Source organism: Pseudonocardia bannensis (genome assembly GCF_012911875.1).
Classification (GTDB): Bacteria; Actinomycetota; Actinomycetes; order Mycobacteriales; family Pseudonocardiaceae; genus Pseudonocardia; species Pseudonocardia bannensis.
The window spans coordinates 1-26,101 of sequence record NZ_JAAXKZ010000025.1 but is presented as its reverse complement, the minus strand read 5'-3'; the positions used below and the strand labels follow the sequence as shown (position 1 = coordinate 26,101).

The 26,101-nt window shown below is 72.5% G+C and carries 18 protein-coding genes and 2 pseudogenes; 10 read left to right on the top strand and 10 right to left on the bottom strand.

What is annotated here, in order from left to right; genetic code table 11:
- Window position 1 precedes the first annotated feature (1 nt).
- Window positions 2-2,536 (bottom strand): alpha-glucan family phosphorylase, encoded by a 2,535-nt coding sequence (gene glgP / locus HF519_RS09535; RefSeq protein ID WP_169412283.1) that lies wholly within the window; start codon window positions 2,534-2,536, stop codon window positions 2-4.
- 408 nt (window positions 2,537-2,944) lie between these two features.
- Between glgP and HF519_RS09530 the strand changes: the two genes are divergently transcribed.
- From HF519_RS09530 to glgB, 4 genes are all read left to right on the top strand, one after another.
- Window positions 2,945-4,936 carry an alpha-1,4-glucan--maltose-1-phosphate maltosyltransferase gene (locus HF519_RS09530; protein ID WP_169412281.1) on the top strand — a complete coding sequence of 664 codons (1,992 nt, stop codon included), beginning with the start codon at window positions 2,945-2,947 and terminating at the stop codon, window positions 4,934-4,936.
- 236 nt (window positions 4,937-5,172) lie between these two features.
- Window positions 5,173-6,951: a maltose alpha-D-glucosyltransferase gene (gene treS, locus HF519_RS09525; RefSeq protein WP_211169787.1), complete on the top strand. Its 1,779-nt coding sequence runs from the start codon at window positions 5,173-5,175 to the stop codon at window positions 6,949-6,951.
- Entirely contained in the window at window positions 6,948-8,396 is a 1,449-nt protein-coding gene (locus tag HF519_RS09520) for a maltokinase N-terminal cap-like domain-containing protein (RefSeq protein ID WP_312860012.1), read from the top strand. The genes treS and HF519_RS09520 overlap by 4 nt, the downstream gene beginning before the upstream one ends.
- A gap of 139 nt (window positions 8,397-8,535) precedes the next feature.
- On the top strand, window positions 8,536-11,064 hold the full coding sequence (glgB, locus tag HF519_RS09515) for a 1,4-alpha-glucan branching protein GlgB (RefSeq protein ID WP_169412318.1): 2,529 nt from the start codon (window positions 8,536-8,538) through the stop codon (window positions 11,062-11,064).
- A gap of 206 nt (window positions 11,065-11,270) precedes the next feature.
- Here the strand turns inward: glgB and HF519_RS32780 are convergent.
- Window positions 11,271-12,041, bottom strand: a pseudogene (locus HF519_RS32780) (glycosyltransferase family 87 protein); the annotation flags it as partial.
- 256 nt (window positions 12,042-12,297) lie between these two features.
- Between HF519_RS32780 and HF519_RS09510 the strand changes: the two are divergent.
- The gene (locus HF519_RS09510) at window positions 12,298-13,782 is read left to right on the top strand and encodes a neutral zinc metallopeptidase (RefSeq protein ID WP_312860011.1); all 1,485 of its coding nucleotides are present in this window, start codon (window positions 12,298-12,300) and stop codon (window positions 13,780-13,782) included.
- A gap of 24 nt (window positions 13,783-13,806) precedes the next feature.
- Here HF519_RS09510 and HF519_RS09505 read toward each other — a convergent pair whose 3' ends face one another.
- The 3 genes from HF519_RS09505 to HF519_RS09495 all read right to left on the bottom strand — a co-directional run bounded on the left by HF519_RS09505 (window position 13,807) and on the right by HF519_RS09495 (window position 16,594).
- Window positions 13,807-14,790, bottom strand: coding sequence for a tetratricopeptide repeat protein (locus HF519_RS09505; RefSeq protein WP_246242940.1), 984 nt, complete (start codon window positions 14,788-14,790; stop codon window positions 13,807-13,809).
- Between the two features lie 99 nt (window positions 14,791-14,889).
- The gene (locus tag HF519_RS32775) at window positions 14,890-15,237 is read right to left on the bottom strand and encodes a DUF4190 domain-containing protein (protein WP_169412278.1); all 348 of its coding nucleotides are present in this window, start codon (window positions 15,235-15,237) and stop codon (window positions 14,890-14,892) included.
- A gap of 460 nt (window positions 15,238-15,697) precedes the next feature.
- The gene (locus HF519_RS09495; protein WP_169412276.1) at window positions 15,698-16,594 is read right to left on the bottom strand and encodes an SCO6745 family protein; all 897 of its coding nucleotides are present in this window, start codon (window positions 16,592-16,594) and stop codon (window positions 15,698-15,700) included.
- A gap of 307 nt (window positions 16,595-16,901) precedes the next feature.
- Here HF519_RS09495 and HF519_RS09490 point away from each other — a divergent pair, with 307 nt between their 5' ends.
- Window positions 16,902-17,195: a hypothetical protein gene (locus HF519_RS09490; RefSeq protein ID WP_169412274.1), complete on the top strand. Its 294-nt coding sequence runs from the start codon at window positions 16,902-16,904 to the stop codon at window positions 17,193-17,195.
- Between the two features lie 104 nt (window positions 17,196-17,299).
- On the opposite strand, the gene HF519_RS09485 is transcribed toward HF519_RS09490, so the two are convergent.
- Together HF519_RS09485 and HF519_RS09480 are read right to left on the bottom strand one after the other, a co-directional pair.
- Complete coding sequence (locus HF519_RS09485; protein ID WP_169412272.1) at window positions 17,300-18,019, bottom strand: alpha/beta fold hydrolase; 720 nt, start codon at window positions 18,017-18,019, stop codon at window positions 17,300-17,302.
- Between the two features lie 88 nt (window positions 18,020-18,107).
- The gene (locus tag HF519_RS09480) at window positions 18,108-18,413 is read right to left on the bottom strand and encodes a thiamine-binding protein (protein WP_169412316.1); all 306 of its coding nucleotides are present in this window, start codon (window positions 18,411-18,413) and stop codon (window positions 18,108-18,110) included.
- A 126-nt stretch (window positions 18,414-18,539) separates the two neighbouring features.
- Here HF519_RS09480 and HF519_RS09475 point away from each other — a divergent pair, with 126 nt between their 5' ends.
- Both HF519_RS09475 and HF519_RS09470 read left to right on the top strand, forming a co-directional pair.
- Window positions 18,540-19,043: a MarR family winged helix-turn-helix transcriptional regulator gene (locus HF519_RS09475; protein ID WP_169412270.1), complete on the top strand. Its 504-nt coding sequence runs from the start codon at window positions 18,540-18,542 to the stop codon at window positions 19,041-19,043.
- A gap of 293 nt (window positions 19,044-19,336) precedes the next feature.
- Complete coding sequence (locus HF519_RS09470; protein WP_169412268.1) at window positions 19,337-20,479, top strand: helix-turn-helix domain-containing protein; 1,143 nt, start codon at window positions 19,337-19,339, stop codon at window positions 20,477-20,479.
- 36 nt (window positions 20,480-20,515) lie between these two features.
- Here the strand turns inward: HF519_RS09470 and meaB are convergent, their stop codons facing one another.
- A complete protein-coding gene (gene meaB / locus HF519_RS09465) occupies window positions 20,516-21,487 on the bottom strand; it encodes a methylmalonyl Co-A mutase-associated GTPase MeaB (RefSeq protein WP_169412266.1) in 972 nt (323 codons plus the stop codon).
- Window positions 21,488-21,509: 22 nt separating this feature from the next.
- Window positions 21,510-22,703 carry an acetyl-CoA C-acetyltransferase gene (locus HF519_RS09460; RefSeq protein ID WP_169412264.1) on the bottom strand — a complete coding sequence of 398 codons (1,194 nt, stop codon included), beginning with the start codon at window positions 22,701-22,703 and terminating at the stop codon, window positions 21,510-21,512.
- 128 nt (window positions 22,704-22,831) lie between these two features.
- On the opposite strand from HF519_RS09460, the gene mce reads away from it, so the two are divergent.
- Together mce and ccrA are read left to right on the top strand one after the other, a co-directional pair.
- Entirely contained in the window at window positions 22,832-23,296 is a 465-nt protein-coding gene (mce, locus tag HF519_RS09455) for a methylmalonyl-CoA epimerase (protein ID WP_169412262.1), read from the top strand.
- Between the two features lie 239 nt (window positions 23,297-23,535).
- Window positions 23,536-24,867 (top strand): crotonyl-CoA carboxylase/reductase, encoded by a 1,332-nt coding sequence (gene ccrA, locus HF519_RS09450; protein WP_169412260.1) that lies wholly within the window; start codon window positions 23,536-23,538, stop codon window positions 24,865-24,867.
- Between the two features lie 1,114 nt (window positions 24,868-25,981).
- Here the strand turns inward: ccrA and HF519_RS33525 are convergent.
- Window positions 25,982-26,101, bottom strand: a pseudogene (locus HF519_RS33525) (cytochrome P450); the annotation flags it as partial.

The following is a 26,101-nucleotide window of genomic DNA, read 5'->3' as shown; positions in this document are numbered from 1 at the left end:
GTCATCCCGGACCGACGACCCGGCCGTGCGTGGCCAGCAGCGGGTGCGCCGGCAGAACCCGCACCGTGTACCCGGTCAGGCCCGCGTGCGGCAGCGGCACGATCGCCTCGAAGCGGTCCCGGCCGTCGCTCGTGCCGACGTGCTTCATCGGCGCGCTGACCGAGTCGTCGAGCTCGTCACTGTCGTCCACCCGCCCGACCACGACCTCCACGCACACGTCGGCCGGATCCAGCCCGGCCAGGTCGACCGCCGCGCGCACCGTCATCGGCGCGCCCACCACCGGGGTGTCGGGCAGCCCGGAGGCGTCCACCCCGCCCACCTTGACCAGCGGCCAGGCGGTGTTGAGCCGCGCCCGGTAGCTCGCGAGCTCCTTCGCCGCGGCGAAGTCGTCCGTGACGATCTCCGCGGCCGCGCGGGCGGCCGGGACGTACCAGTCCTGGACGTACTCGCGCACCATCCGGGTCGCCTGCACCTGCGGGCGCAGCGTGTCCAGCGTGTGCCGGACCAGTTCGACCCAGCGGGTCGGCACGCCGCCGTCGCGCTCGTAGAACGCGGGCGCGACCTGGGTGGCGAGCAGTTCGTAGAGCGCATTCGCCTCGAGGTCGTCGCGCCGGGTCGGGTCGTCGATGCCGTCGGCCGTCGGGATCGCCCAGCCATTGGCGCCGTCGTACAGCTCGTCCCACCAGCCGTCGCGGATCGACAGGTTCAGCCCGCCGTTGAGCGCCGACTTCATGCCCGACGTGCCGCACGCCTCGAGCGGGCGCAGCGGGTTGTTCAGCCAGACGTCGCAGCCCCAGTACAGGTACCGGGCCATCGACATGTCGTAGTCGGGCAGGAACACGATCCGGTGCCGGACCGCCGGGTCGTCGGCGAACCGCACGATCTGCTGGATCAGCGCCTTGCCGCCGTCGTCGGCCGGGTGCGACTTGCCCGCGACGATCAGCTGCACCGGACGGTGCGGGTCGAGCAGCAGGTCCCGCAGCCGGTCGGGGTCGCGCAGCATGAGGGTGAGCCGCTTGTAGGTGGGCACCCGCCGGGCGAACCCGACGGTGAGCACCTCGGGGTCGAAGACGTGGTCGGTCCAGCCCAGCTCCGGGGCGGACGCCCCCCGCTCCAGCCACGCCGCGCGCACCCGGCGGCGGACCTCGTCGACGAGCCGGGACCGCAGCGCACCGCGCAGCGCCCACAGCGTCGCGTCCGACACCGGCTCGGTGGCCGGCGCCCCCGAGCGGCCCGGGGTCGGGTCACCGAGCAGCTCGGTGACCTCACGCGCCTCCCAGGTGTGGCCGTGCACGCCGTTGGTGACCGAGCCGATCGGCACCTCGTCGGCGTCGAACCCGCTCCACAGCCCGCCGAACATGCCGCGCGACACCGCGCCGTGCAGCTTCGACACCCCGTTGGCCCGCTGGGCCAGCCGCAGCCCCATGTGCGCCATGTTGAACGTGTTCGGGTTCTCCTCGGCGCCGAGCGCCAGCACCCGGTCCATCGGCACCCCGGGCACGAGGCGGTCGGAGAAGTGGTGCCGCACCAGGTCCACCGGGAACCGGTCGATGCCGGCGGGCACCGGCGTGTGCGTGGTGAACACCGTGCCGGCGCGCACCGCGGTGACCGCCTCGTCGAAGCTCAGGCCCTCGGCGGCGGACAGCTCCCGGATGCGCTCCAGCGAGAGGAAGCCGGCGTGGCCCTCGTTGGTGTGGAAGACCTCCGGCTCCGGGTGCCCGGTGGCCGCGCAGAACGCGCGCACCGCGCGCACCCCGCCGATACCGACGAGGATCTCCTGCTTGATCCGGTGGTCCTGGTCGCCGCCGTAGAGCCGGTCGGTGACGCCGCGCAGGTCGGGGTCGTTGTCCTCGATGTCGGAGTCGAGCAGCAGCAGCGGGACGCGGCCGACGGCGGCCTGCCAGACCCGGGCCTTGAGCGTGCGGCCCTCGGGCATGCTGACCTCGACCAGCACGGGCGCCCCGGACCGGTCGGTGAGCAGCTGCAGCGGGAGCCCCTGCGGGTCGAGGACCGGGTAGTGCTCGAGCTGCCAGCCGTCCAGCGACAGCGACTGCCGGAAGTAGCCGGAGCGGTACAGCAGCCCGACGCCGATCAACGGGACGCCGAGGTCCGACGCGGCCTTGAGGTGGTCCCCCGCGAGCACGCCCAGGCCGCCGGAGTAGTTCGGCAGCACCTCGCTGACGCCGAACTCCATGGAGAAGTAGCCGACCGCGGCGGGCAGCGACGGGTCGTCCTCCCGCTCGCCCTGGTACCAGCGGGGCTCACTGAGGTAGGCGGCGAGGTCGTCGGCCAGCTCGCGGATCGTCACGACGGTCTCGGCGTCGGCGGCGAGCTCGGCCAGCCGCGCGCTGGAGATCTCCCCCAGCAACCGGACGGGGTCGTGGCCGGAGCGTTCCCAGGCGTCGGGGTCGAGACGGGCGAACAGGTCCTGGGTCGGCGGATGCCAGCTCCAGCGCAGGTTGGTGGCCAGCGCGTGCAGCGGGGCGAGCTGCTCCGGAAGCTGGGCGCGGACGGTGAAGCGGCGCAGGGCTCTCACGCGGAAGCAGCGTACGTGAATCGGTGCCGAGATCGTTTCAGTCCCGGCCGTCAGGCCCGGTCCGGGGCCCGCCGGTGCCGGACCGGCTGGTACGCGGCGCATCCGAGGCGCACCTCTCGTCGCCGGGCGGCCGGCGGAGCCGGGCCCGGGAATTCCCGCTGCCATTTCGGCGTTCCACTTCCGGAGTGCGGAAGCCGACGTGCGAGTTGGAGCACGATCGGGTGGGATCGGTCCACCGCTCGAAGACGTCGAAAGGCGCCTCAGCGGCTGCTGAACGACGAACGGTTGGTACCGATCGATGAACTGCACGTAAACGTGTCGTGGAACGCGGCACCCGTTATGAGCAGGGATGAATCGGGTAGGTACCGTTGTGACTCAGGCGACGGGCGGGCAGTGGGGGTGGCGCCGATGACCGGTCGGCTCGGAATCGATGATGTGAGCCCGGTAGTCGGAAACGGTCGTCATCCCAGTAAAGCCGTAGTCGGCGAGGTGGTCCCGATCCGGGCCACCGTGTGGCGCGAAGGGCACGATGCCGTCGCGGCCAATGTGGTCTGGAAGAAGCTCGGCAGCCGGGGGGCCGGCGAGCACGTGCGGATGGTCCCCGATGGTGTCGGCACCGATCGGTTCGTGGCCACCGTCACCCCCGACGAACCGGGCCTGTGGACCTACCGCGTCGACGCCTGGAGCGACCCGTGGGCCACCTGGCGCCACGCCGTGCAGGCCAAGCTCGACGCCGGGCAGAGCGCCGAGGAACTCGCCAACGACCTGGAGACCGGCGCCCGGCTGCTGCAGCGGGTCGGCCGGCGCCCGGCCGAGAGCGCCAACCGCGACCTGCTCTTCGGCGCCGCCAATGCGCTGCGCGATCCGGCCCTGCCCCTGCACGCCCGGGTCGCCCCGGCATTGTTCCCCGCCGTCGACGCGATCATGACCGAGCGCCCGGTGCGGGAGCTGGTCACCCGCGGCCGCGCCTACCAGGTCTACGTCGACCGGCCCCGCGCCCTCTACGGCTCCTGGTACGAGTTCTTCCCGCGCTCGACCGGCGGCCGGGACGAGACCGGCCGGGCCGTGCACGGTTCGTTCGTGACCGCCGCCAAGGAGCTCGACCGGATCGCGGCGATGGGCTTCGACGTGGTCTACCTGCCGCCGATCCACCCGGTCGGCACGGTGCACCGCAAGGGCCGTAACAACTCCGTGCACGCCGAGCCCGGTGACGTCGGGTCGCCGTGGGCGATCGGCTCGGCCGACGGCGGGCACGACGCCATCGACCCGGAGCTGGGCACCCTCGAGGACTTCGACGCGTTCGTGGCCCGGGCCCAGGACCTGGGCATGGAGATTGCGCTGGACCTGGCGCTGCAGTGCGCGCCCGACCACCCGTGGGTCGCCGAGCATCCGGAGTGGTTCACCGTGCGCCCCGACGGGACGATCGCGTACGCGGAGAACCCGCCGAAGAAGTACCAGGACATCTACCCGATCAACTTCGACAACGACCCGGCCGGCCTGTACGCCGAGGTGCTGCGCGTGGTGCTGCACTGGGTCGAGCACGGGGTGCGCATCTTCCGGGTCGACAACCCGCACACCAAGCCGCCGAACTTCTGGCACTGGCTGATCTGGCAGGTCAAGGCCCGCTACCCCGACGTGCTGTTCCTGGCGGAGGCGTTCACCCGCCCGGCGCGGCTGTTCGGGCTCGCCCGCCTCGGATTCACCCAGTCCTACACCTACTTCACCTGGCGGACGACGAAGGAGGAGCTGACCGAGTTCGCGCTGATGCACGCCCAGCGCGCCGACGAGGCCCGGCCCAACCTGTTCGTCAACACTCCGGACATCCTCCACGAGTCGCTGCAGACCGGCGGCCCCGGAATGTTCGCCATCCGGGCTACGTTGGCGGCCACGATGTCACCGACCTGGGGTGTCTACTCCGGATTCGAGCTGTTCGAGTGGGAGCCGGTGAAGCCGGGCAGCGAGGAGTACCGGGATTCCGAGAAGTACGAGTTGCGTCCGCGTGACTTCCACGCGGCCCTGAACCGGGGCGAATCGCTGGAGCCGTGGATCACCCGGCTCAACGAGATCCGGCGTTCGCACCCGGCGCTGCAACAGCTGCGCGACATCCATTTCCATCACGTCGACAACGACAACCTCATGGCGTACTCACGAACCGACCCGGCCACGGGCGACACGGTTCTCGTGGTCGTCACGCTGGACTCGTACAACGCGGCGGAGGGCATGGTCTCGCTCGACCTGCCCGCGCTCGGACTGAACTGGGGCGACCCGGTGGAGGTCCACGACGAGGTCAGCGGTGCGACGTTCCACTGGGGCGAGCGGAACTACGTCCGCCTCGAGCCGTGGAATGCGGTCGCGCACATCCTGCGGGTCGACAGGCCCGCGGTACCGGCTGCGGTCTAGACACCCCAGCGGGCCGCTGAGCAGCGCAAAGGTTCGGCGGCCCACTGTTTCGCCGACACCGGTGCCAGCCGGTACGGCCGTGCCCGTCGCGGGTGAGCGCGGCCGTCCCGGCCGGCGTTCATCCGGATACCCTCGATAAGGGCCCGCTCACGTTTTGACCAGGGACACCGGGAGCGGTACGACTGCCCGATGCCCCCTCCGCCATTCATCCCTCTTGTGTAGGACGCGATACCTCCATGTCGATCGACACCTCGGCCGGCTCCGCCCCGGACTCGACCACGGACCCCGCCACCCAGGACACCACCGAGCACACGCTGGCCGTGCACTCCTCGGAGGAGTACTCGCACGCGCGCACCCTGGAAGTCGACCACGACTGGTTCAAACGTGCGGTCTTCTACGAGGTGCTGGTCCGCGCGTTCTCGGACTCGAACCGCGACGGCACCGGCGACCTGCGGGGCCTCACCGACAAGCTCGACTACCTGCAGTGGCTCGGGGTCGACTGCCTCTGGCTGCCGCCCTTCTACGACTCCCCGCTGCGGGACGGCGGATACGACATCCGCGACTTCCGCGAGGTGCTACCGGAGTTCGGCACCGTCGAGGACTTCGTGACGTTCCTGGACGAGGCGCACAAGCGCGGCATCCGCGTCATCACCGACCTGGTCATGAACCACACCTCCGACCAGCACCCCTGGTTCGAGGAGTCGCGGCGCAACCCCGACGGCCCCTACGGCGACTACTACGTCTGGGCCGACGACGACTCCGGCTACCCCGACGCCCGGATCATCTTCGTCGACACCGAGTCCTCGAACTGGACCTACGACCCGGTGCGCGGGCAGTTCTACTGGCACCGGTTCTTCTCCCACCAGCCGGACCTGAACTACGACAACCCGGCCGTGCAGGAGGAGATGCTCGAGGTCCTGCGGTTCTGGCTGGACCTCGGTATCGACGGTTTCCGGCTCGACGCCGTGCCGTACCTGTTCGAGCGCGAGGGCACGAACTGCGAGAACCTCGCCGAGTCGCACGCGTTCCTCAAGCGTTGCCGCAAGGTGATGGAGGACGAGTACCCGGGCCGGGTCATGCTCGCCGAGGCCAACCAGTGGCCGTCGGACGTCGTGGAGTACTTCGGCGACCCCGAGACCGGCGGCGACGAGTGCCAGATGGCGTTCCACTTCCCGCTGATGCCGCGCATCTTCATGGCGGTGCGCCGGGAGAACCGCTTCCCGATCTCGGAGATCCTGGCCCAGACGCCGGCCATCCCGTCGGGCGCCCAGTGGGGCATCTTCCTGCGCAACCACGACGAGCTGACCCTCGAGATGGTCACCGACGAAGAGCGCGACTACATGTACGCGGAGTACGCCAAGGACCCGCGTATGAAGGCCAACATCGGCATCCGCCGCCGGCTGGCCCCGCTGCTGGACAACGACCGCAACCAGCTCGAGCTGTTCACCGCGCTGCTGCTGTCGCTGCCCGGCTCGCCGGTCCTGTACTACGGCGACGAGATCGGCATGGGCGACAACATCTGGCTCGGCGACCGGGACGCCGTGCGCAGCCCGATGCAGTGGACCCCGGACCGCAACGCCGGGTTCTCCACGGCCGACCCGGGGCGGCTGTACCTGCCGATCATCATGGACCCGCTGTACGGGTACCAGGCCGTCAACGTCGAGGCGCAGGTCAACTCCACGACGTCGCTGCTGCACTGGACCCGGCACATGATCGAGATCCGCAAGCGGCACCCGTCGTTCGGGATGGGCGAGTACCACGAGCTCGGCGGCTCGAACCCGTCGGTGCTCGCCTACGTGCGCTCCTACGGTGACGACACCGTGCTGTGCGTGAACAACATGTCCCGGTTCCCGCAACCGGTGGAGCTGGACCTCTCGCCCTGGCAGGGTTGTTCTCCGCGGGAGCTGACCGGCAGCGTGCCGTTCCCGAAGATCGGCGAGCTGCCCTATCTGCTCACGCTGCCCGGGCACGGGTTCTACTGGTTCTCGATCACCCCCCCGGAGGAGACCACGTGAGTCTGGCGTTGCCGTCCTCGGAGCTCTCCGCGCTGCTGGCCGACTGGCTGCCCCGGCAACGGTGGTTCGCGGCCAAGGGCCGGGAGGTGCGCTCGGTCGGGGTGGCTGCGAACACCCCGCTCATCGGTGGCGACGGCGCGGGCGACCTGCTGCTCGACCACACCGTGCTCGCCGTCGAGTTCGCCGACGGCGGGCCGGTGCAGTACTACCAGCTGCTCGTGGCCCGGCGCTCCGACACGCGCACCGAGCTCGACCACATGACGATCGGCCGGGTCGGCGACCGGATCGCCTACGACGGGCTCTGGGACCACGAGGTCAGCGACTGGCTGCTCGACGCGATCCGCGGCGGGCTCACGGTGGGCGGTGAGCACGGTGACGTGCGTTTCGTGCCCGAGCCCGGCGCGGAGATCCCCGAGGGGGTCAGCGGGCGGGTGCTCGGCGTCGAGCAGTCCAACACCTCGGTCGCCTACGGCGAGAAGGCCATCTTCAAGCTGTTCCGCCGGATCGCGCCGGGCATCAACCCGGACCTGGAGCTGCACCGGGCTCTGCGGACGGTGGGCAGCGAGCAGGTGGCCGCGCTGCAGGGCGCCGTCGAGGGCACCCTGGACGGCGAGCCGGTCACCCTGGGCGTGTTGCAGGACTTCGCCGCCAACTCCGCCAACGGCTGGTCGATGGCCCTGGCCAGCGTGCGGGACCTGCTCGCCGAGGCCGACCTGCGCGCCGACGAGGTCGGCGGTGACTTCGCCGGGGAGTCGTTCCGGCTCGGCGAGACCGTCGCGCTCGTGCACGACGAGCTCGCCCGCGCCCTCGGCGTGTCCGAGTCCGACCCGGCCGAGCTGGCCGCGGGGATGACCGCCCGGCTCGCCTCCGCCGCCGCTGAGGTCCCCCAGCTCACCGAGCACGTCGACCGGATCCAGGCCGCCTACGACGCGCTGGCGGCCTGGGGCACACCGGTGCCGGTCCAGCGCATCCACGGTGACCTGCACCTGGGGCAGGCCCTGCGAACGCCGCTGGGCTGGTTTCTCATCGACTTCGAGGGCGAGCCGGCCAAGCCGCTGGAGGAGCGGGTGCGGCCGGACTCCGCGCTGCGCGACGTCGCGGGGATGCTGCGCTCGTTCGACTACGCGGCGTTTCACCAGGTGTCGGACTGGGAGCCGGGCGGGTTCTCCGACCCCGATCACGAGGCCCATCAGGAAGCACAGCTGACCTGGCGGGCCAACGAGTGGTCGGCCCGCAACCGGTCGGCGTTCTGCGACGGCTACGCCAAGCGGGCCGGTACGGACCCACGGGCGCACAGCCTCGTGCTGCGCGCGTTCGAGTTGGACAAGGCCGTCTACGAGGTGCTCTACGAGACCCGCAGCCGGCCCGCGTGGGTGCCGATCCCACTGGCCTCGATCGCGCGCATCACCTCCGACACCGACACCGACACCGACGCCGTGGGCTGAGCGGCGGAGCGCGACAGCCGGATCCCGATGCCGCCCCGAAAGCGCCCATCCGGGTCCGAACGGTTGACCAGGGTCGGCGATCCGGGCCCGGTCGCAATAGGGTTCACGGGTGGATCGCGAGGAGAACCAGACCCAGACGATCAACCCCCGCCCGGTCGATGCCAGCCCGCCGGATCCGGCGACGATCGACCAGGTGCTCGGCGGCGCCCACCACAACCCCCACGGTGTGCTCGGCGCCCACCCCCACCCGGACGGCACCGTGGTCCGGACGCTGCGCCCGCACGCCGACGAGGTGCACGTGCTGCTCGGCGGTGACCCGGAGAACGCGTACCCGCTGGCGAAGGTGCACGACGCGGGGCTGTGGTCCGGTGTGGTCCCGGGTCCGCCCGGGGACTACAAGCTCTCGGTGCGTTACGGCGACCGCATCGACACCGTCGACGACCCGTACCGGTGGCTGCCCACCCTCGGTGAGGTCGACCTGCATCTGATCAACGAGGGTCGCCACGAGAGGCTGTGGGACGTCCTCGGGGCCCACGAACGCCGTTACGACACCGCGTCCGGCCCCGTCACCGGCACCAGCTTCGCCGTCTGGGCGCCCACCGCGCAGGGTGTGCGGGTCACCGGCGACTTCGACGGCTGGGGCGGCTGGACGCACCCGATGCGCTCGCTGGGTGGCTCCGGCGTGTGGGAGATCTTCGTGCCGGACGTCGGGCCGGGCACCCGCTACAAGTTCCGCATCCTCGGCGCCGACGGCCGCTGGCGGGACAAGGCCGACCCGCTCGCCTTCGCCACCGAGATCCCGCCGGCCACCGCGTCGGTCGTCGACGCCTCGCGCCACGAGTGGGGCGACGCCGAGTGGATGGCCGCCCGCGCCCGGCGTCAACCGCACGCGGAGCCCATGAGCGTCTACGAGATGCACCTCGGCTCCTGGCGGCAGGGTCTGAACTACCGCGAGCTCGCCGACGAACTCATCGAGTACCTGGACGAGACCGGCTTCACCCACGTCGAGTTGCTGCCCGTGGCCGAGCATCCGTTCGGCGGGTCCTGGGGCTACCAGGTCACCTCCTACTACGCGCCGAGCGCGCGGTTCGGCAGCCCCGACGACTTCCGGTACTTCGTCGACCGGCTCCACCAGGCCGGTTACGGCGTGATCGTCGACTGGGTGCCCGCGCACTTCCCCCGCGACGAGTGGGCGCTCGCCCGCTTCGACGGCACCCCGCTCTACGAGCACGCCGATCCGCGCCGCGGGGAGCAGCCCGACTGGGGCACCCTCGTGTTCGACTTCGGCCGCCCCGAGGTGCGCAACTTCCTGGTCGCCAACGCGCTGTACTGGCTCGAGGAGTTCCACATCGACGGGCTGCGCGTCGACGCCGTCGCCTCGATGCTCTACCTCGACTACTCCCGCCCCGAAGGGCAGTGGCTGCCCAACATCCACGGTGGCCGGGAGAACCTCGACGCGGTCTCGTTCCTGCAGGAGATGAACGCGACCGTCTACCGCCACCACCCGGGCGTGGTGACGATCGCCGAGGAGTCCACCGCGTGGCCCGGGGTGACCCGGCCGACCCATCTCGGCGGCCTGGGCTTCGGGTTCAAGTGGAACATGGGGTGGATGCACGACACGCTCGGCTACACCAGGCACGACCCGATCCATCGCAGCTACCACCACAACCAGATGACGTTCTCGCTGATGTACGCGTTCAGCGAGAACTACGTGCTGCCGCTCAGCCACGACGAGGTGGTGCACGGCAAGGGCTCCCTGTGGACCCGGATGCCCGGCGACGACTGGAACAAGGCCGCGGGCGTGCGCGCACTGCTGGCGTTCATGTGGGCGCACCCCGGCAAGCAGCTGCTGTTCATGGGCGGCGAGTTCGGGCAGGTCCGGGAGTGGTCCGAGCAGCGCTCGCTGGACTGGGACCTGCTCGACGACCCGCTGCACGGCGGGCTGCGCCGGCTCGTCGGTGACCTCAACCGCGCCTACCGGGAGAACCCGGCGCTGTGGACCCGGGACACCACCCCGGAGGGATTCTCCTGGATCGACGCCAACGACGCCTCGGGCAACGTGCTGAGCTTCCTGCGCCACGGCGTCGACGCCGAGGGGCGGCCCACCGTGCTGGCCTGCATCGCGAACTTCTCCGGCACGCCCAACGAGGACTATCGGGTCGGTCTGCCGTTCGCGGGACGCTGGCGCGAGGTGCTCAACACCGACGCCGAGAGCTACGGCGGGTCGGGCGTGGGCAACCTCGGTGTGGTCGAGGCGGACCAGACCAGGTGGCACGGCCGGCCGGCGTCCGCGGCGCTGCGGCTGCCCCCGTCGGGTGTGCTGTGGCTGGCGCCCGACGACACCGGCGGCCCGGTACATCGGCGGGGCCTGGCCGCGCCCGCGACGAGCGCGCCGACCGGCGACGCCGCCGCCGCGGAGGCCACGGCGATCGCAGGTCAGAAACCCGCGGAGCGGACGTCGGCAGACACCGAGCCGTCCCGGCCCGGACCCGCTGCGCCGACCTCGGACTCCGCCGACGAAATCGCCGCCGCTGCGTCCCCGGCCGCGCCGTCACCGGAGGTGGCCGAGCCGCCCGCGCCGGCGCAGCCACCGGCGGCCCCGGCGCCGGGGGTCGCCCCTGAACCGCCGCGCGACGTGGATGCCGACGACAGCAGCACCACCCAGTAGCCGATCAGGATCGCGCAGTAGAGCGACCGGCCGAGCGGCGACCACGGGTTCTCCGCCGTCCACAGCTCCGCCCAGGACACCGGGATCACCGGCAGGGCGAGCAGCACCGCGGCCGCTGCCCGCCGGCCGGAGCCCTGGCCGGCCAGCACGAGCACACCGGGCCAGAGCAGCAGCAGGTAGTTGTGCCAGGCGATCGGCGCGAGGAGCAGACCCGCGGCGACGACGGCCCACGGTGCCGTGCCCACCGGGTCGACCCCACGGCCCTGCCGGGTCCGCGCCGCGAACCAGGCGAGCGTGCCCAGCAGCACGACGACACCGAGTGCCGAGCCGGCCGCGGAGGGCAGGCCCAGCCGCAGGGCCAGCCCGGGCAACGCGGCGTTGTCGACGACGTCCGGCACCGGCTCCGCCAGCGCGATCCGGAGCCACTCCGGGCCACTGGCCGGGCCCGCGACGAGCACGCCGAGCAGCGTGGCGCCCGCTGCGGAGGCGAATCCCGCCCGCAGCGCGAGCCAGCGCCGCTGCACGAGCGGCAGCAGCAGCACCGGGGCCAGCGACGGCTTGAGGGCGACCGTGACGCCGTAGAACACCGCGGCCACCACCGGCCGGCCCCGCCGTTCGGCGATCCACCCGGCGGCCAGGCCTGCGAGCAGCAGTCCGTAGATCTGGCCCAGGAGCAGCGTCCCGTGCAGCGGGGAGGAGACGATCAGGGCGATCGTCGCGGCGGCCGTCCAGCCGCGGGACAGCCGCAGCTCCCGAGCGACCGCGAGAACCACGGCGACGACCAGCAGCGCGGTGAGCACGGCGAAGAGCCGGTAGGCGGGCAGCGGATCGAGCAGCGTCAGGGGAGTCATCAGCACCGACAGCAGCGGTGGGTTGAGGTTGGTCAGCTTCGCCGGGGTCTCGTAGATGTCGGTCCCCTGGGTCAGCGCGACCGCCGAGTGCCAGAAGGTGTCGAAGTCCGGGTGCAGCTCACGCATGTCCGTCGACGGCAGCAGCGTGAGCAGCCCGCCGGGATACGACCAGGTGAGCCACGCCGTCACGGCGAGCGCGGTGAGCACGATCAGCGCGGCGACCGGCTGCGCGGGCGTCATCCGGCGGCGCACCGGCCGCCCGGCCTGCGGGCACCGAGCAGGGGCAGGCGAGGGGTGCGACACGACTCCCGACCGTAGCCCGCGGCGCAGGGCCGTCGTGAACCACTCCCCCGGCGACCCGGCGCAGGTCAGAATGGACGACGTGCGGGCCGCTCGGGGGAGATCGCCGCGCGGCGCCCGCGTCGCGGCCCGGATCGTCGCGCCCGTCGTCGTCACGGTGCTGGTCGTCACGGTGCTGGTCGTCGCGGCCGGCTGTGCACAGGTGCTTCCCGGCCGGCCGGGCGCGGCTCCCGCTGCGCCCACCTCGGCCGTACCGGACGGGACCGTGCCGCCCGGCGGGACACCCGCCGCACCCGGCCCGGCCGGCCCACCGGTCGACGACCTGTCGACCGATGAGGTCGCGACCCTGACCGTCGAGGCGCTGCAGGGCTACTGGAGGTCGCGGTTCCCCGCCGACTTCGGCCGGGCCTGGACCGGCATCCGTGAGTTCGCAGCCGTCCGCCCCGGCGAGGCCGGCGCCACCGCGCCGCCGTGCGTCAGCCGGGCCGCCGACCTCAGCGGGCAGGCGTTCTACTGCCCGGCCGCCGACGCGGTGGTCTGGGATGCCGAAGGTCTGCTGCCGTCGCTGCGCAACCGGTTCGGTCCGGTGGGCCCGGTTGTGGTGCTCGCCCACGAGATCGGCCACGCCGTGTCGGCCCGGCTCGGCATCGATGCGGCGCAGCGCCGCGAACCGGCGCGCTATCCCACGATCCTGCTGGAGGCGATGGCCGACTGCCATGCGGGTGCGTCGGTCCGCCACCTCGTCGACACGACCACGGACGGTTCGGCGCGGCTGCCGGTCGGTCCCGCCGGGCGGGACTCCGCATTGCTGGCGCTCATCGGCTTCCGCGATCCACTCGGTATCGAGTCGGGCGACCGGAGCGCGCACGGCAACGCGTTCGACCGGGTGTCGGCGTTCCAGGACGGTTTCGCCGACGGGCCCGTGCGGTGCGCGGCCATGACCCTCGACAACCGTGAGTTCACCCAGCGCCGGTTCGGCTCGGCGGCCGATCGTGCCCGCGGCGGGAACCTCCCGCTGGGCCGGCTGCTGCAGTCCGTCGGCGGGGACGCCCCGGCGTGGTTCGGCGAGGTGGTGGCGCAACAGGAACCCGGCAACGGCTGGCGGGCGCCCGAGCTGACGGCCGATTCCACCCGGGCGCAGTGCGACCCGGCCGAGCTCGCCGCCCAGGGTCCCGCCCGGTTCTGCGCGGCCGACGGCTCGGTGTCGGTCGACCTCGACACGCTCACGCCGCTGCAGGAGCAGTTCGGTGACTATGCCGGGGCGACCTTGATCGCGAGCCGCTACGGCCTGGCGGCGCTACGGGCCCTGGGCGCGCCGGCCGAGGGCCCGGCCGCGGGACGCGCGGCGGTGTGCCTGGCCGGGGCGTACGCCGGGCGGTTGATCGACCCCACGGGCGGGTTCGGGCTTTCCCCGGGCGACCTCGACGAGGCCGTCGAGGTACTGCTGGCCGGGGACTGGGCCGAACGCGACGCCCGCGGGCAGCCGGAGACCACCGGGCACGGCTACGAGCGCGTGCAGCGGTTCCGCACCGGGCTGCTGGGCGGGCCCGGTAGCTGTGGCCTCTAGTCGGACCTCAGCCGGCGAGGCGGGTCAGAACAGCACGCGGGCCAGGGCCCGCCGGGCGGCGCTGACGCGCTGGTCGTCGGGGGGGAACAGGTCGAACAGGCCCACCAGGTGCTCGCGGGCACGGTCGCGGTCCTCACCGGAGGTCCGGCCGGCGACCGAGACGAGCCGGGAGAACGCCTCCTCCACCCGGTCAGCCGCCAGTTCCGCGTCGGCCGCCGCGAGCTGCGCGTCCAGATCGTCGGGGTCGGCGTCGGCCCGGGCGATCGCGGACGGGTCGACGTTCTCCGCGCGGGCGAGGAACCGGACCTGGGCCAGCGCTGCGGCGGCCTGGTCGTTGGCCGGCTCGACGTCGAGGATCTGCTGGTAGGCGGCCTCGGCCGCGGCGTAGTCGCCGCGCTCGAGAGCGTCTTCCGCGGCGGTGAAGCGCGGGTCCTCGGGCTCCTCGACCTCCTCGCCCCCTCCTTGCCCCGCGGCGCGCTCCTCGGCCTCCCGGATGGCCGGCATCCGGTCGCGCAGGGCGTCGAGCAGCGAGGAGATCCACTGCCGGACCTGCGGTTCGGGCAGGGCACCGTTGAACGCGTCGACCGGCTGGCCGCCCACCACCGCCACCACCATCGGGATGGACTGCACGCCGAAGGCCTGGGCGATGCGCGGGTTGGCATCGATGTCGACCTTGGCGAGCACCCAGGCGCCGTTGCCGGCCTCGGCGAGCCGCTCGAGGACAGGGGACAACTGCTTGCACGGCTGGCACCAGGTGGCCCACAGGTCGACGACCACCGGGACCTGCATCGACCGTTCCAGAACGTCGGACTGGAAGGTCTGCTCGGTGACGTCGATGACCCACTGGCCATCGCTGGACGCGTTGCCGCCGCCGGCGGCGGGCTGCGGCCGGGCCGCCGCCTCCGAGCGGGCCTTGAGCGCCGAGAGATCGACAGCTCCGGCCATTGCGGAGGACAGCGCAGCCGACTGGGCCGCCTGACGAGGATCGGGTCGGGACACGCTCTTCATCCTGGCACGGTCCGGCTCCCGTTGAGGACTCCCCCGGCGTGGATCCGATGTCGAGGGCGCGGTCCCCGATCCGAGCTGCGGCGTGATCCACCCCGCGGCTCAGAGAGCGGCGAAGAACATGCCGATCGCGAGGAATCCGATCCCGATCCGGCCGAGCACGATGCCGGCGACCGCCAGCCCGTCGCCGCCCTCGCCCGTCTGCCGGATCTGGCTGCGCGCGACGTAGCCGAGCACCAGCGCCAGCACGCTACCCAGCCAGAACAGCCGGAGCACTCCGAAGACCAGGCAGACGATCGCCATCGCGTTGGTGGGCCGGCCGACGTACCAAGCGTGCGGGCCCGGCGGGTAGGGCGGGTAGGGCCCGTAGCCGGCCGGCGGGACGTCGTATCCGGACGGGGCGGGACGGCCCGGCTGGAACGGGTGGCCCGGCTGCTGCGGGTAGGACACGGACGGCGGGACGGCCGACGGGTACGGCGTCCCCGGACGACCGGCAGCCGGGTACGACGCTCCCGGATCGGCGGTACCGGGATACGACGTGCCCTACGAACCTGCGTCCGGGCAGGACGCCCCCGCATCGACTGCCCCGGGTACCTCGGGCTCGGGTCGCGGACCGCGCCACCGGACGGACCCGAGCCGGCCGCGCCCGGCCCCGTCGGATCGGGTCCGGCCGGATCCGAGCCCGCCGGGACCGCACTCGTCGGATCCGGGTCGACGGGGTCGTACCCGGCCGGGTAACGGCTGGTCGGCGGGTCGGGCCGGGCCGGCTCCCCCGTGCCGGACATCTGCGCGCCCGTGGCGTCGTCCTCGCGCCACTGCTGATAGGGATCCTGGGACATGACGCGCTCATGACCGCCAGCAGATGTTCTCCCCGATGATCGACCCCCGCGGCCGGAGCGCTACCGCGAGGTCACGAGGTTCCCGCGGACGGCTGGGCGACCAGCGGCCGCAGGCCCATCGGGTTGGTCAGCAGCAGTCCGTCGCCGGCCAGGATCGCCGAGACCACCGGCGCCACCAGTTCGGTGAGCCGCTGAGCCCGCTCGTCGCCCAGCGCCGCCCATGGCACGTCGGCCAATGCATCGGTGTGCGCCTCGACCTCTCGGCGCCGGTCCTCCCCGGCGGAGGTCAGCGACCCGGCCGGGTCGAGCAGGCCGCGTTCGACGAGGCGGTCAGCGGCATCCGCCCATTCCTGCTCGGACCAGCCACGACGTTCGCGTAGCCACTGTGCGTCGAGCCCGGCCCCGGCCGCGAAGGCGACGAGCGTCTCCACGGGATCGAGGCCGGCGGTGAGCAGGGCGGCGACGTGCCCGTCCCCCCGGTGCTCACGCAGGATCGTCTGTGCGTGCCACAGCACGAGATGCGGCGCGTCCGGCCACTCCAGGGCGGCGTTGGCCGCGGCCAGGGCCCGGCCGGCGGTCGGGGCCGCGAGCGCCGCCTCCCGCGCGAGCTCGGCGGCCTCCACGACCTCGGGCGAAGCGAGCAGGTCGGCGCCGAGCAGCCGGTGCAGTGCCGCGTCCACCGTTTCCAGGCGGACCGCGCGGAAGCGCTCCGCGGAGGCCACCTGCCAGGCCGCCGGCAGCGCCCGCGCGATCAGGCCGGGGGCGAAGTTGTAGAACAGCGCGGTCACGACCTGCGGCGACGCCTCCCCGAGCGGCGCGCCCCGCAAAGCGCAGTAGCTCATCCAGTAGCCCTTGGTGCCCAGCGCATCGCAGGCCGCCTTCGACTCGGGAGCGAAGTAGGTCACCGCATGGACGGGCTCCAGAGCCCGCCACATCCGTCGCGCTCGGTGGTCGTCCTGATCGCTCATTGCGCTCCTCCATCCGGCTCCCGAGGGGTGGCCGACCGCTCACTCGCGGGCTCCACCGCTCTCACAGATAGTAGGACGTCCAACTAAATTCGACCAGTGCCCCGCCTCCGGCCACTCCCGCGCGAGCACGCCCCAGGAGCCGACCGACCGGTCGCGACGGGTACTTGATCACCGGTCTGGCGGAGCACCAGATGTCTCGTCGGCTCGTTGAAGATCTGGGAGTGACGCCGAACCTGAGCAGTCGTCGCTCTGTGTAACGACCAACAGGCCGCACAGCGCGGCCGCCCCCAACCGGAGGACCCCCCACATGAGCACGGAGAACACCGTCGCCGACCGCCTGCTCGAAGACGCCCGCAAGAAGACCGCGAAGCAGGAGAGCCCGGCGCTGGGCAAGGCGGCACTCATCGTGGGCATCATCGCGGTACTCGCCAGCCCGATCTCGCTCGCGGGCTGGATCCTGGGCGTGGCCGCGCTCGGCCTGGGTGGGGCGGCCGTTCGCCGACCGGCCGCTGCCAAGCACGCCAAGATCGCGATGGTGCTGGGCTTCGCGGCCCTCGTGGTGGCGACCTTCTTCTTCACCCTGGTCATCGCCACGAGGTGAGCTGACGCCACAACGACGTCGGCGCCGGCCGGTGTCACCCCGGATGTCGGTCCAGGGTGGCGCCGGCCGTCGTCGTCTCCGGCCCGGACCGCGAGGCCGCGCGCTCAGCCGCCGGCGGCGACCAGCACGTCGGACAGCTCGGCGGGCCGGGTGAGCATCGGGAAGTGGCCACCCGCCAGTTCGACCACCTCGGCTCCGATCTCGGCCGCCGCCCGACGCGACCAACCGGCGTCGACCACACGGTCATCGGCGCAGACCACCGACACCGTGCGGACCGCGGGCCACGCGGTCAGGGGCGTGATCTCCCTGCCGATGTCCCAGGCCTGACGGCGCAGCCGCCCGACCGCGGCCCCCACCTCGTCGGCCGGGACCTCGGCGTCGACGTACCGGTAGAGCCCGGACACCGCGGCCGCCGCCGACCATGAGGTCGTCCCGTCCTCGTGCCGCTCCTGTCCCACCCCGAAACCGGGCGCCATGATCGAACGATCGGCGCGCAGCTGGTCGTTGTAGGACAGCCCCGGCCTGGGCACGAGGGCCGCGACGAGCACCAGTGCCCGTACCCGTTCCGGGCCGAGCCGCTCGGCCACCACCGGGACGGTGAGCCCGCCCAGCGAGTGCCCGACCAGCACCAGCGGCTCGGCGTCCGGCAGGGTTGCGACCGCGTCGAGGACCGTGTCGGCGTAGGCGCCGGCACCCAGGCCCGGCTTGTCGGCGGGCAGGTCCACCGCGAGGGCCTGGTGGCCCCGGGCGGTGAGCTCCGCCGCCACCCCCGCCCAGCACGACCCGGCGTGCCAGGCCCCGTGGACCAGGACGAAGCCGGTCATGGAGCCTCCCCACCGACGCTCGCCGGCCCCGTATCCGATGGCGCCGTACCCCACGGCGCCGTGTCCGACGGCGACCCCACGAGCCCGGTCACGCGTCCTCGCCGAGGGCCTGCTCGACGCGCTCCACCTTGGCCTGCAACTGGCCGCTGAATCCCGGGCGGATGTCGGCCTTGAGCACCAGGCTCACCCGTGGGGCGCGAGCCTGCACGGCTTCCACCGCCCGCTTCACCACGTCCATGGCCTCGTCCCACGTCTCGGCCTCGATCGTGGTGAACATGGAGGTGGTCTCGTTGGGCAATCCGGATTCCCGGACCACCCGCACCGCTTCCGCCACCACGTCCCCGACGCTGTCCGACCCACCGCCCGAAGGCGCGACACTGAAGGCAACGAGCATGGGGGCAGCCTGCCGCACCGCCCGCCCCGAGCGCGACCCGACGTGGATCACCGCGGGCCTCCTCACGGCCCTGTCACCCGCCGCGCCCGCCCTGGTCACCCGGGCGCACTGCTAGCGTCCCGTGCCATGGCGTCCCACGACCCGCTGCCGTTCGACCCGATCTCCCGGGCTGCGCAGCTGTGGTCCGAGCGCATCGGACCGAGCGGAACGATGGCGGCGGTGACCAGCGTGATGCGGGTGCAGCAGATCCTGCTCTCCGCCGTGGACGGCGCGCTGAAGCCGCACGGGCTGACCTTCGCCCGGTACGAGGCGCTGGTGCTGCTCAACTTCTCCCGGAGCGGCCGGTTGCCCATGCGCGTGATGGGCGAGCGGCTGCAACTGCACCCGACGAGCGTCACCAACATCGTCGACCGGCTGCAGGCCGACGGCCTCGTGCGCCGCGTCCCGCACCCGACGGACCGCCGCGCCACACTGGTCGAGATCACCGAGGACGGCGTGAACCTCCTGGAGGACGCGACCAAGTCGGTGACCGACGTGAACTTCGGCCTGCACGGGCTCTCGCCGGCCCAGGAGGGCCAGCTCACCGACCTGCTGGGCAAGGTCCGCCGGGCCGCAGGCGACTTCGGCTGAGCCACCCCGATCACCGCCGGCCACGGTCGTGCGGGTGATGTCCAGGGCCGCCGCCGCCCGGCCAGGACCGCATCGTCTGCCCCGGGCCGGACCGCCGGCCCGCCCGCCGTCGGCGCCTCCGGGCCGCTCGTCGTCGCCCGACGCAGTAGGCCGCGAGACCGCCGCCTGCGGATCCCGCCATCACGCACACCGAACACGTCATCGGATCCATCCACCGCTCCCACCACTCGGCGTTGACGATGTGTTGCGTCAACACCGTTGACACTACGGCGGGGCACCGACAACATGGCCGCATGAGCACCGAGCAGGACGCAGGCCCCGGCGCCGCCCTGCGTGCGGCCCGCCTCGAGAAGAGCTGGTCGCAGGCCGACGCGGCCCGGGAGCTGGCCGCCCTCGGCCGGGTCCGCGGAGCACCGACGGCCGCACCGGCCAGCCTCAAGACCCAGCTCTCCCGCTGGGAGAACGGCCACTCCCTCCCCGAGCCGCCGTATCGGCGGTTGCTCGCCGAGCTCTACGGGCGCGCGGAGGTCTCGTTCGGGTTCGAACCCACGACGCCGGCGGGCGAGGGTGACGACGCCGGGCCCGCCGGCAGGCTCCGCACGCTGCTCGACGAGGCCGACGCCGTGGACGAGGCGGCCGTGTCCCTGCTGCGCGCCCAGCTCGTGGCGACCCGGCGGCTCGACGTCCGGCTGGGCGCCGCCGGCACCGCCGACACCGTACGCGCCCAGGTCGAGCAGCTGGACCGGCTGCTCGTGCACACCACGGCGGCCCCCCGGCGACGAGCGGTCGCCGCGGTGCTCGCCGAGGCGGCACTGCTCGCCGGGTGGCAGGCCCTCGACCGCGACCGGCCCGACGAGGCCTGGGCGCAACACGACCGCGCTCGCGCCGCGGCCCGGGAGGCGGAGGAGCCCGATCTGCTGGCACAGTCCCTCGCCGGCCTGGCGGCGGTGCTCGTCGAGCTGGGCCGAACCGGCGCGGCGGCGGAGCTGCTCGACCCGGCGCAGGACGAGCCCGGCACCGCGTGGACGGCCGCGGCCTTGGGCAGGGCCCGGGCTGCCGCCGGCGACCTGGCCGGCTCGCGCCGTGCCTTCGACGCCGCCGAACGGGCTGCGCGCACCAGCGGCGCCGCGACACCCGACGTCGTTCGGCCCGGCCTCGCGCTCGACTACGACGGCGTGCACCGGTGGCGCTGCGCCGCCCTGGCCGGCCTGGGTGACTCCGCGGCGATCACGCAGTTGGACGAGGTCGTGGCGGGGGGCGCCGGCCCGGTCCGGGAGCGCGCCGCTCTCCAGGCCGAGTTGGCGATCGCCTTGGCGGCCCACGGCGAAGCGGCCGAGGCGGCGGAGCACGCCCGTTCGGCGCGGCTGCTGGCCGAACGGATCGGCTCGCGCCGCGTGCACAGCCGGCTCGACCGGGCCGCGACCGGCCCGGCCTGACGGCGGTCTCGGGGAGGAGCGGCCGGTGGAAGCTGGTCAGCCGGAGCCGACGGCGGCGATCAGTTCGTCGGCCGCGCGGTACGGGTCGAGTTCGCCGGCGACCACGCGCTTTGCGAGCTCCGGCAGGGCGGCCGAGCCGCCGACGTCACCCAGCCGGGCCCGCACCTGCTCGAGGGTGATGGCCTGGATCTCCGACTCCGCCCGCTGCAGCCGGCGGCGGTCCCGCTCACCACTACGGTCGATCCAGTCGCGGTGCGAGTCGATCGCGGCCACGACATCCTCGACGCCCTCACCCCGTGCCGCGACGGTCTTGAGGATCGGCGGCGTCCACGCGGCGCCGTCCGGCGAGCGCCGGTCGCCGAGCGAGATCATGTACTTCAGGTCCCGCACCGTCTGGTCGGCACCGTCCCGGTCGGCCTTGTTGACGACGAAGACGTCGGCGATCTCGAGGATGCCCGCCTTGGCCGCCTGCACGCCGTCGCCCATCCCGGGTGCCAGCAGCACGATGGTCGTATCCGCCAACGAGACGACGTCGATCTCGGACTGGCCGACCCCGACCGTCTCGATGAGCACCACGTCGCATCCGGCTGCGTCGAGTACCCGCAGCGCCTGCGGGGTCGACCAGGCCAGCCCGCCCAGGTGCCCCCGGGTGGCCATCGACCGGATGAAGACGCCGTCATCGGTGGCGTGCTCCTGCATGCGCACGCGGTCCCCGAGCAATGCGCCCCCGGAGAACGGCGAGGACGGGTCGACAGCCAGCACGCCGACCCGCTTGCCCTGCTTGCGCAGCGCACCGACCAGGGCGGACGTCGACGTCGACTTGCCGACGCCCGGGGAACCGGTCAACCCCACGACCTGCGCTCGGCCGGTGTGCGGGGCGAGCGCCGCGGCGACGTCGCGCAGTTGCGGGCCGGCGTTCTCCACCAGCGAGATCAACCGCGCGACGGCCCGGGGCTCACCGCGCTGGGCCCGGACGACGAGGTCGCCCGGGTCGAGCTGCGGTGCCATGTCGAAAGCTCCTCGGCCGGAGTCAGCTCGCCGACGCCGGGACCCGGAGCACCAGCGCGTCGCCCTGGCCACCGCCGCCGCACAGCGCGGCCGCGCCCACACCGCCGCCGCGGCGACGCAGCTCGAGGGCCAGGTGCAGCGCGATCCGCGCACCGGACATGCCGATCGGGTGCCCCAGTGCGATGGCGCCGCCGTTGACGTTGACCTTGTCGTCGGCGATGCCGAGCTTGCGCGCCGAGACCACGCCCACGGCGGCGAACGCCTCGTTGATCTCGACGAGGTCGAGGTCGGACGGGCTGATGCCCTCCTTGCTGCAGGCGACCTCGATCGCGTTCGCCGGCTGCTCGTGCAGGCTCGCGTCCGGTCCGGCGACGACACCGTGCGCGCCGATCTCGGCCAGCCAGCTCAGGCCGAGCTCCTCGGCCTTCGCCTTGCTCATGACGACGACAGCCGCGGCCCCGTCGGAGATCTGCGACGCCGAACCGGCGGTGATGGTGCCGTCGGAGGAGAACGCCGGGCGCAGCTTGCCCAGGCTCTCCGCGGTGGTGTCGCCGCGCACGCCCTCGTCGGTATCGAAGACGACCGGGTCGCCCTTGCGCTGCGGGATCTCCACCGGGGCGATCTCCTCGGCGAACACGCCGTTCTTGGCCGCGGCAGCCGCACGCTGGTGCGAACGCGCCGCGAACTCGTCCTGCTCGGCGCGGGTCAGCTCGTAGCGAGCGTTGTACTTCTCGGTGGACGCACCCATCGCGACCTGGTCGAACGCGCAGAACAGGCCGTCGTAGGACATGTGGTCCTGCATCGAGACGTCGCCGAACTTGAAGCCCTCGCGCGACTTGGCGAGCAGGTGCGGCGCCTGGGTCATCGACTCCTGGCCACCCGCGACGACGATGTCGAACTCGCCCGCACGGATCAGCTGGTCGGCCAGCGCGATCGCGTCGATGCCGGACAGGCACACCTTGTTGATGGTCAGCGCGGGGACGTTCATCGGGATGCCGGCCGCGACCGCGGCCTGGCGGGCGGGGATCTGACCGGCCCCGGCGGTCAGGACCTGGCCCATGATGACGTACTGGACCTGCTCGGGCGCGACCCCGGCGCGCTCGAGCGCAGCCTTGATGGCGACCCCGCCCAGCTGCGCCCCGGAGAAACCCTTGAGCGAGCCGAGCAGCCGTCCCATGGGAGTACGGGCACCGGCGACGATGACGGATCCGGACACTTCGACCTCCAGCGACTGCGACGGCGGAACGCGGTGACCATACCTGCGCACGCAGGTCCGACGCCCCGTCGGAGCGGAGAGGTGGAGTGAGAGCACGCACACGTCCCGCCGCGGTTACATTTCCGGCCATGACGGACACGACAGCTGATCAGAACGCCCTGACTTCGCTGGTCACGGCGGTGGACCACGTCGGCATCGCGGTGGCGGACCTGGACGAGGCCATCGCCTGGTACTCCGACACCCTGGGCCTGGTCGCCACACACACCGAGACGAACGAGGAGCAGGGCGTCCGCGAGGCGATGCTCTCGGCACCGGGCGACGCCGGCGCCGCGGTGCAACTGCTGGCGCCGCTGCGTGCCGACTCGCCGATCGGCAAGTTCCTGGACCGCAACGGCCCTGGCATCCAGCAGATGGCGTACCGGGTGACCGACATCGACGCCGCGTGCGCCGCCCTGCGCGCGAAGGGGCTGCGGCTGCTCTACGACGAGCCGCGCCGTGGCACCGCCGACTCACGGATCAACTTCGTGCATCCGAAGGACGCCGGTGGCGTCCTGCTCGAGCTCGTCGAGCCGGCGGCCGCGGGTTCACACTGACGTGCCTTCCGTCCCCGGCCACGCAGCCGGCCGGGGACGGACCGGTTCCGCCCGGGTGCTCACCCTGATGCGGTGAACTGCGAAATCAAGTCCGTTCAGACGGGGTGTCCTGAGGTGGCATGGGTCACCATGACCTGGCCGCTGTCTGTCCGTTAAGACTTCACGGATACCATACTGAGCAGTAGGGTTTGGTATATAACGCAGCAGGACACCACGACTTCAGCCATCGGAGGCCAGCCGTGCAGGAGATCCTCGACGCCATCCTCGCCGAGCAGTACGACGCCGTAGGCGCGCTGCCCGTCCCGGAGCACTACCAGGGCGTCACCGTCCACGCCGACGAGGTGACGATGTTCGAGGGACTGGCCTCGCGGGACAAGGACCCGCGCAAGAGCCTGCACCTCGACGAGGTCGCGACCCCCGAGGTCGGCCCCGGGGAGGCGCTCGTCGCCGTGATGGCCAGTGCCATCAACTACAACACCGTGTGGACCTCGATCTTCGAGCCGCTGTCGACGTTCGGGTTCCTCAAGCGCTACGGCCGGACCTCTCCGCTGGCCAGCCGGCACGACCTGCCGTACCACATCGTGGGCTCCGACCTGGCCGGCGTCGTCGTGCGCACCGGGCCGGGCGTCAACGCGTGGAAGCCCGGCGACCGCGTCGTCGCGCACTGCCTGTCGGTCGAGCTGGAGAGCCCCGACGGTCACTCCGACACGATGATGGATCCGGAGCAGCGCATCTGGGGCTTCGAGACCAACTTCGGCGGTCTCGCCGAGCTGGCGCTGGTGAAGTCGAACCAGCTCATGCCCAAGCCCGAGCACCTCACCTGGGAGGAGGCCGCCAGCCCCGGGCTGGTGAACTCCACCGCCTACCGCCAGCTGGTCTCCCGCAACGGCGCCGGCATGAAGCAGGGCGACACCGTCCTGATCTGGGGTGCCTCGGGCGGCCTCGGCTCCTACGCGACCCAGTTCGCCCTCAACGGCGGTGCAACCCCGGTGTGCATCGTCTCCTCGCCGGAGAAGGCGGACATCTGCCGCAAGATGGGCGCGGAGCTGGTCATCGACCGCAGCGCCGAGGGGTACAGGTTCTGGAAGGACGAGCACAACCAGGACCCCAAGGAGTGGAAGCGCTTCGGGGCCAAGATCCGTGAGCTGACCGGCGGCGACGACCCCGACATCGTCTTCGAGCACCCGGGCCGGGAGACCTTCGGCGCCAGCGTCTACGTCACCCGCAAGGGCGGCACGATCGTCACGTGCGCGTCCACCTCGGGCTACGAGCACCAGTACGACAACCGCTACCTGTGGATGAACCTCAAGCGGATCGTCGGCTCGCACTTCGCGAACTATCGCGAGGCGTGGGAGGCCAACCGGCTCATCGCCAAGGGCCTCATCCACCCGACGCTGTCGCGGGTCTACCCGCTCGCCGAGACCGGCCAGGCCGCACTCGACGTGCACCAGAACACCCACCAGGGCAAGGTCGGCGTGCTCTGCCTCGCCCCGCAGGAGGGCCTTGGCGTCGTCGACACCGAGAAGCGTGAACGGCACCTCGACGCGATCAACCGCTTCCGCGGCGTCTGAGCCCTGCCCGAAGGGGGCGGACGGCAGAGCCGTCCGCCCCCTTCTTTTCGGGTACCTCGCCATACGAGCGGGTGACGAGAGCCACCACGCACAGTGCTCGAGACGACTGGTCCGGCCCCGAACGGTACGGTGACGCCATGGCCCGGAAACTGGACATGTCCACGTCCGACTCCGGTTTCGCGATTGTCCGGCGGGGCTACGACCAGGCCCAAGTCGACGGTCACCTGAGCCGTATCGACGCTCAGATCCGTATCCTGGCCGCCGATCGTGACGCCGCGGTCGCCCAGGCCGCCCAGCTCAATCGCGAGCTCGACGACGCCCGCGCCCGCGCCGAGAGCCTGCGTCTGCAGGTGCGCAAGCTGTCCGCTCCCCCGCAGAACATCCAGGGGATGAGCGAGCGACTCCGCTCGATGCTGCGGCTGGCCGAGGAAGAGGTCGCCGACATGCGCAGCCGCGCCAACGCGGAGATCGCCGAGATGCGCAGCCGGGCGAACGCGGAGGTCGCCGAGCGGCTGCGCGAGGCCGAGCAGCGGGCCGCGGCGATCACCGGAGCGGCGACCGCACGGGCTCAGCAGATGGACGCGCGCACCGAGGCCCAGCGCGCCGAGCTCGACGCGCAGCGCGCCGCCGCTCAGCAGGAGATCACCCGGCGACGGGCCGAGACCGAGGACGAGCTGGCCCGTGCGGCGCGCGAGGCCCAGCACGAGCGTCAGCGGCTGCAGGCGGAGACCGAGGCGAGATGCGCGCTGGTCGAAGAGGACTTCACCATCGCCATGGACGCCCGGCGGTCGGACGCCCTCTCCGAACTGGCGGCCCAGCGCGACCAGGCCCGGCGCCAGGCCAGGCGGACCCTGGACGACGCCGCCGAGCAGGCCCGGCGCCAGATCGCGGCCGCCGAGGACAAGGCGCAGCGCATCGTGGCCGACGCGGAGCGACGCGTCACCGAGCTCACTGCCCTACGTAACCGGATCCTCGAGCAGCTCAGCACGACGCGTTCCGTGCTGGACCGCAGCATCGGCCGGCTGCTGGCCGATCCGGCGGAGACCATCGCCCCGGAGATCGCGGAGCGGGTCAGGGCGACAGCGGAGGCGCCGGACGCGCGTACCTCGGCCGCGGCGAGGTCGTCGAGCAGCGCCGCGGTGATCGCCTCCACGCGGGAGCGCAGGTCAGCGACCCGGCGCACCGTGAACGTCCGGGAGACGAGCTTGCGCAGCCGGGTGTGGTCCGGCGGGTC

Excerpts from the sequence above, each read along its gene's own strand:
- HF519_RS09530 (WP_169412281.1), top strand. The coding sequence starts at position 2,945 with ATGACCGGTCGGCTCGGAATCGATGATGTGAGCCCGGTAGTCGGAAAC.
- treS (WP_211169787.1), top strand. The coding sequence starts at position 5,173 with ATGTCGATCGACACCTCGGCCGGCTCCGCCCCGGACTCGACCACGGAC.
- HF519_RS09505 (WP_246242940.1), bottom strand. The coding sequence starts at position 14,790 with ATGAAGAGCGTGTCCCGACCCGATCCTCGTCAGGCGGCCCAGTCGGCT.
- HF519_RS09495 (WP_169412276.1), bottom strand. The coding sequence starts at position 16,594 with ATGAGCGATCAGGACGACCACCGAGCGCGACGGATGTGGCGGGCTCTG.
- HF519_RS09490 (WP_169412274.1), top strand. The coding sequence starts at position 16,902 with ATGAGCACGGAGAACACCGTCGCCGACCGCCTGCTCGAAGACGCCCGC.
- HF519_RS09485 (WP_169412272.1), bottom strand. The coding sequence starts at position 18,019 with ATGACCGGCTTCGTCCTGGTCCACGGGGCCTGGCACGCCGGGTCGTGC.
- HF519_RS09480 (WP_169412316.1), bottom strand. The coding sequence starts at position 18,413 with ATGCTCGTTGCCTTCAGTGTCGCGCCTTCGGGCGGTGGGTCGGACAGC.
- HF519_RS09475 (WP_169412270.1), top strand. The coding sequence starts at position 18,540 with ATGGCGTCCCACGACCCGCTGCCGTTCGACCCGATCTCCCGGGCTGCG.
- HF519_RS09470 (WP_169412268.1), top strand. The coding sequence starts at position 19,337 with ATGAGCACCGAGCAGGACGCAGGCCCCGGCGCCGCCCTGCGTGCGGCC.
- meaB (WP_169412266.1), bottom strand. The coding sequence starts at position 21,487 with ATGGCACCGCAGCTCGACCCGGGCGACCTCGTCGTCCGGGCCCAGCGC.
- mce (WP_169412262.1), top strand. The coding sequence starts at position 22,832 with ATGACGGACACGACAGCTGATCAGAACGCCCTGACTTCGCTGGTCACG.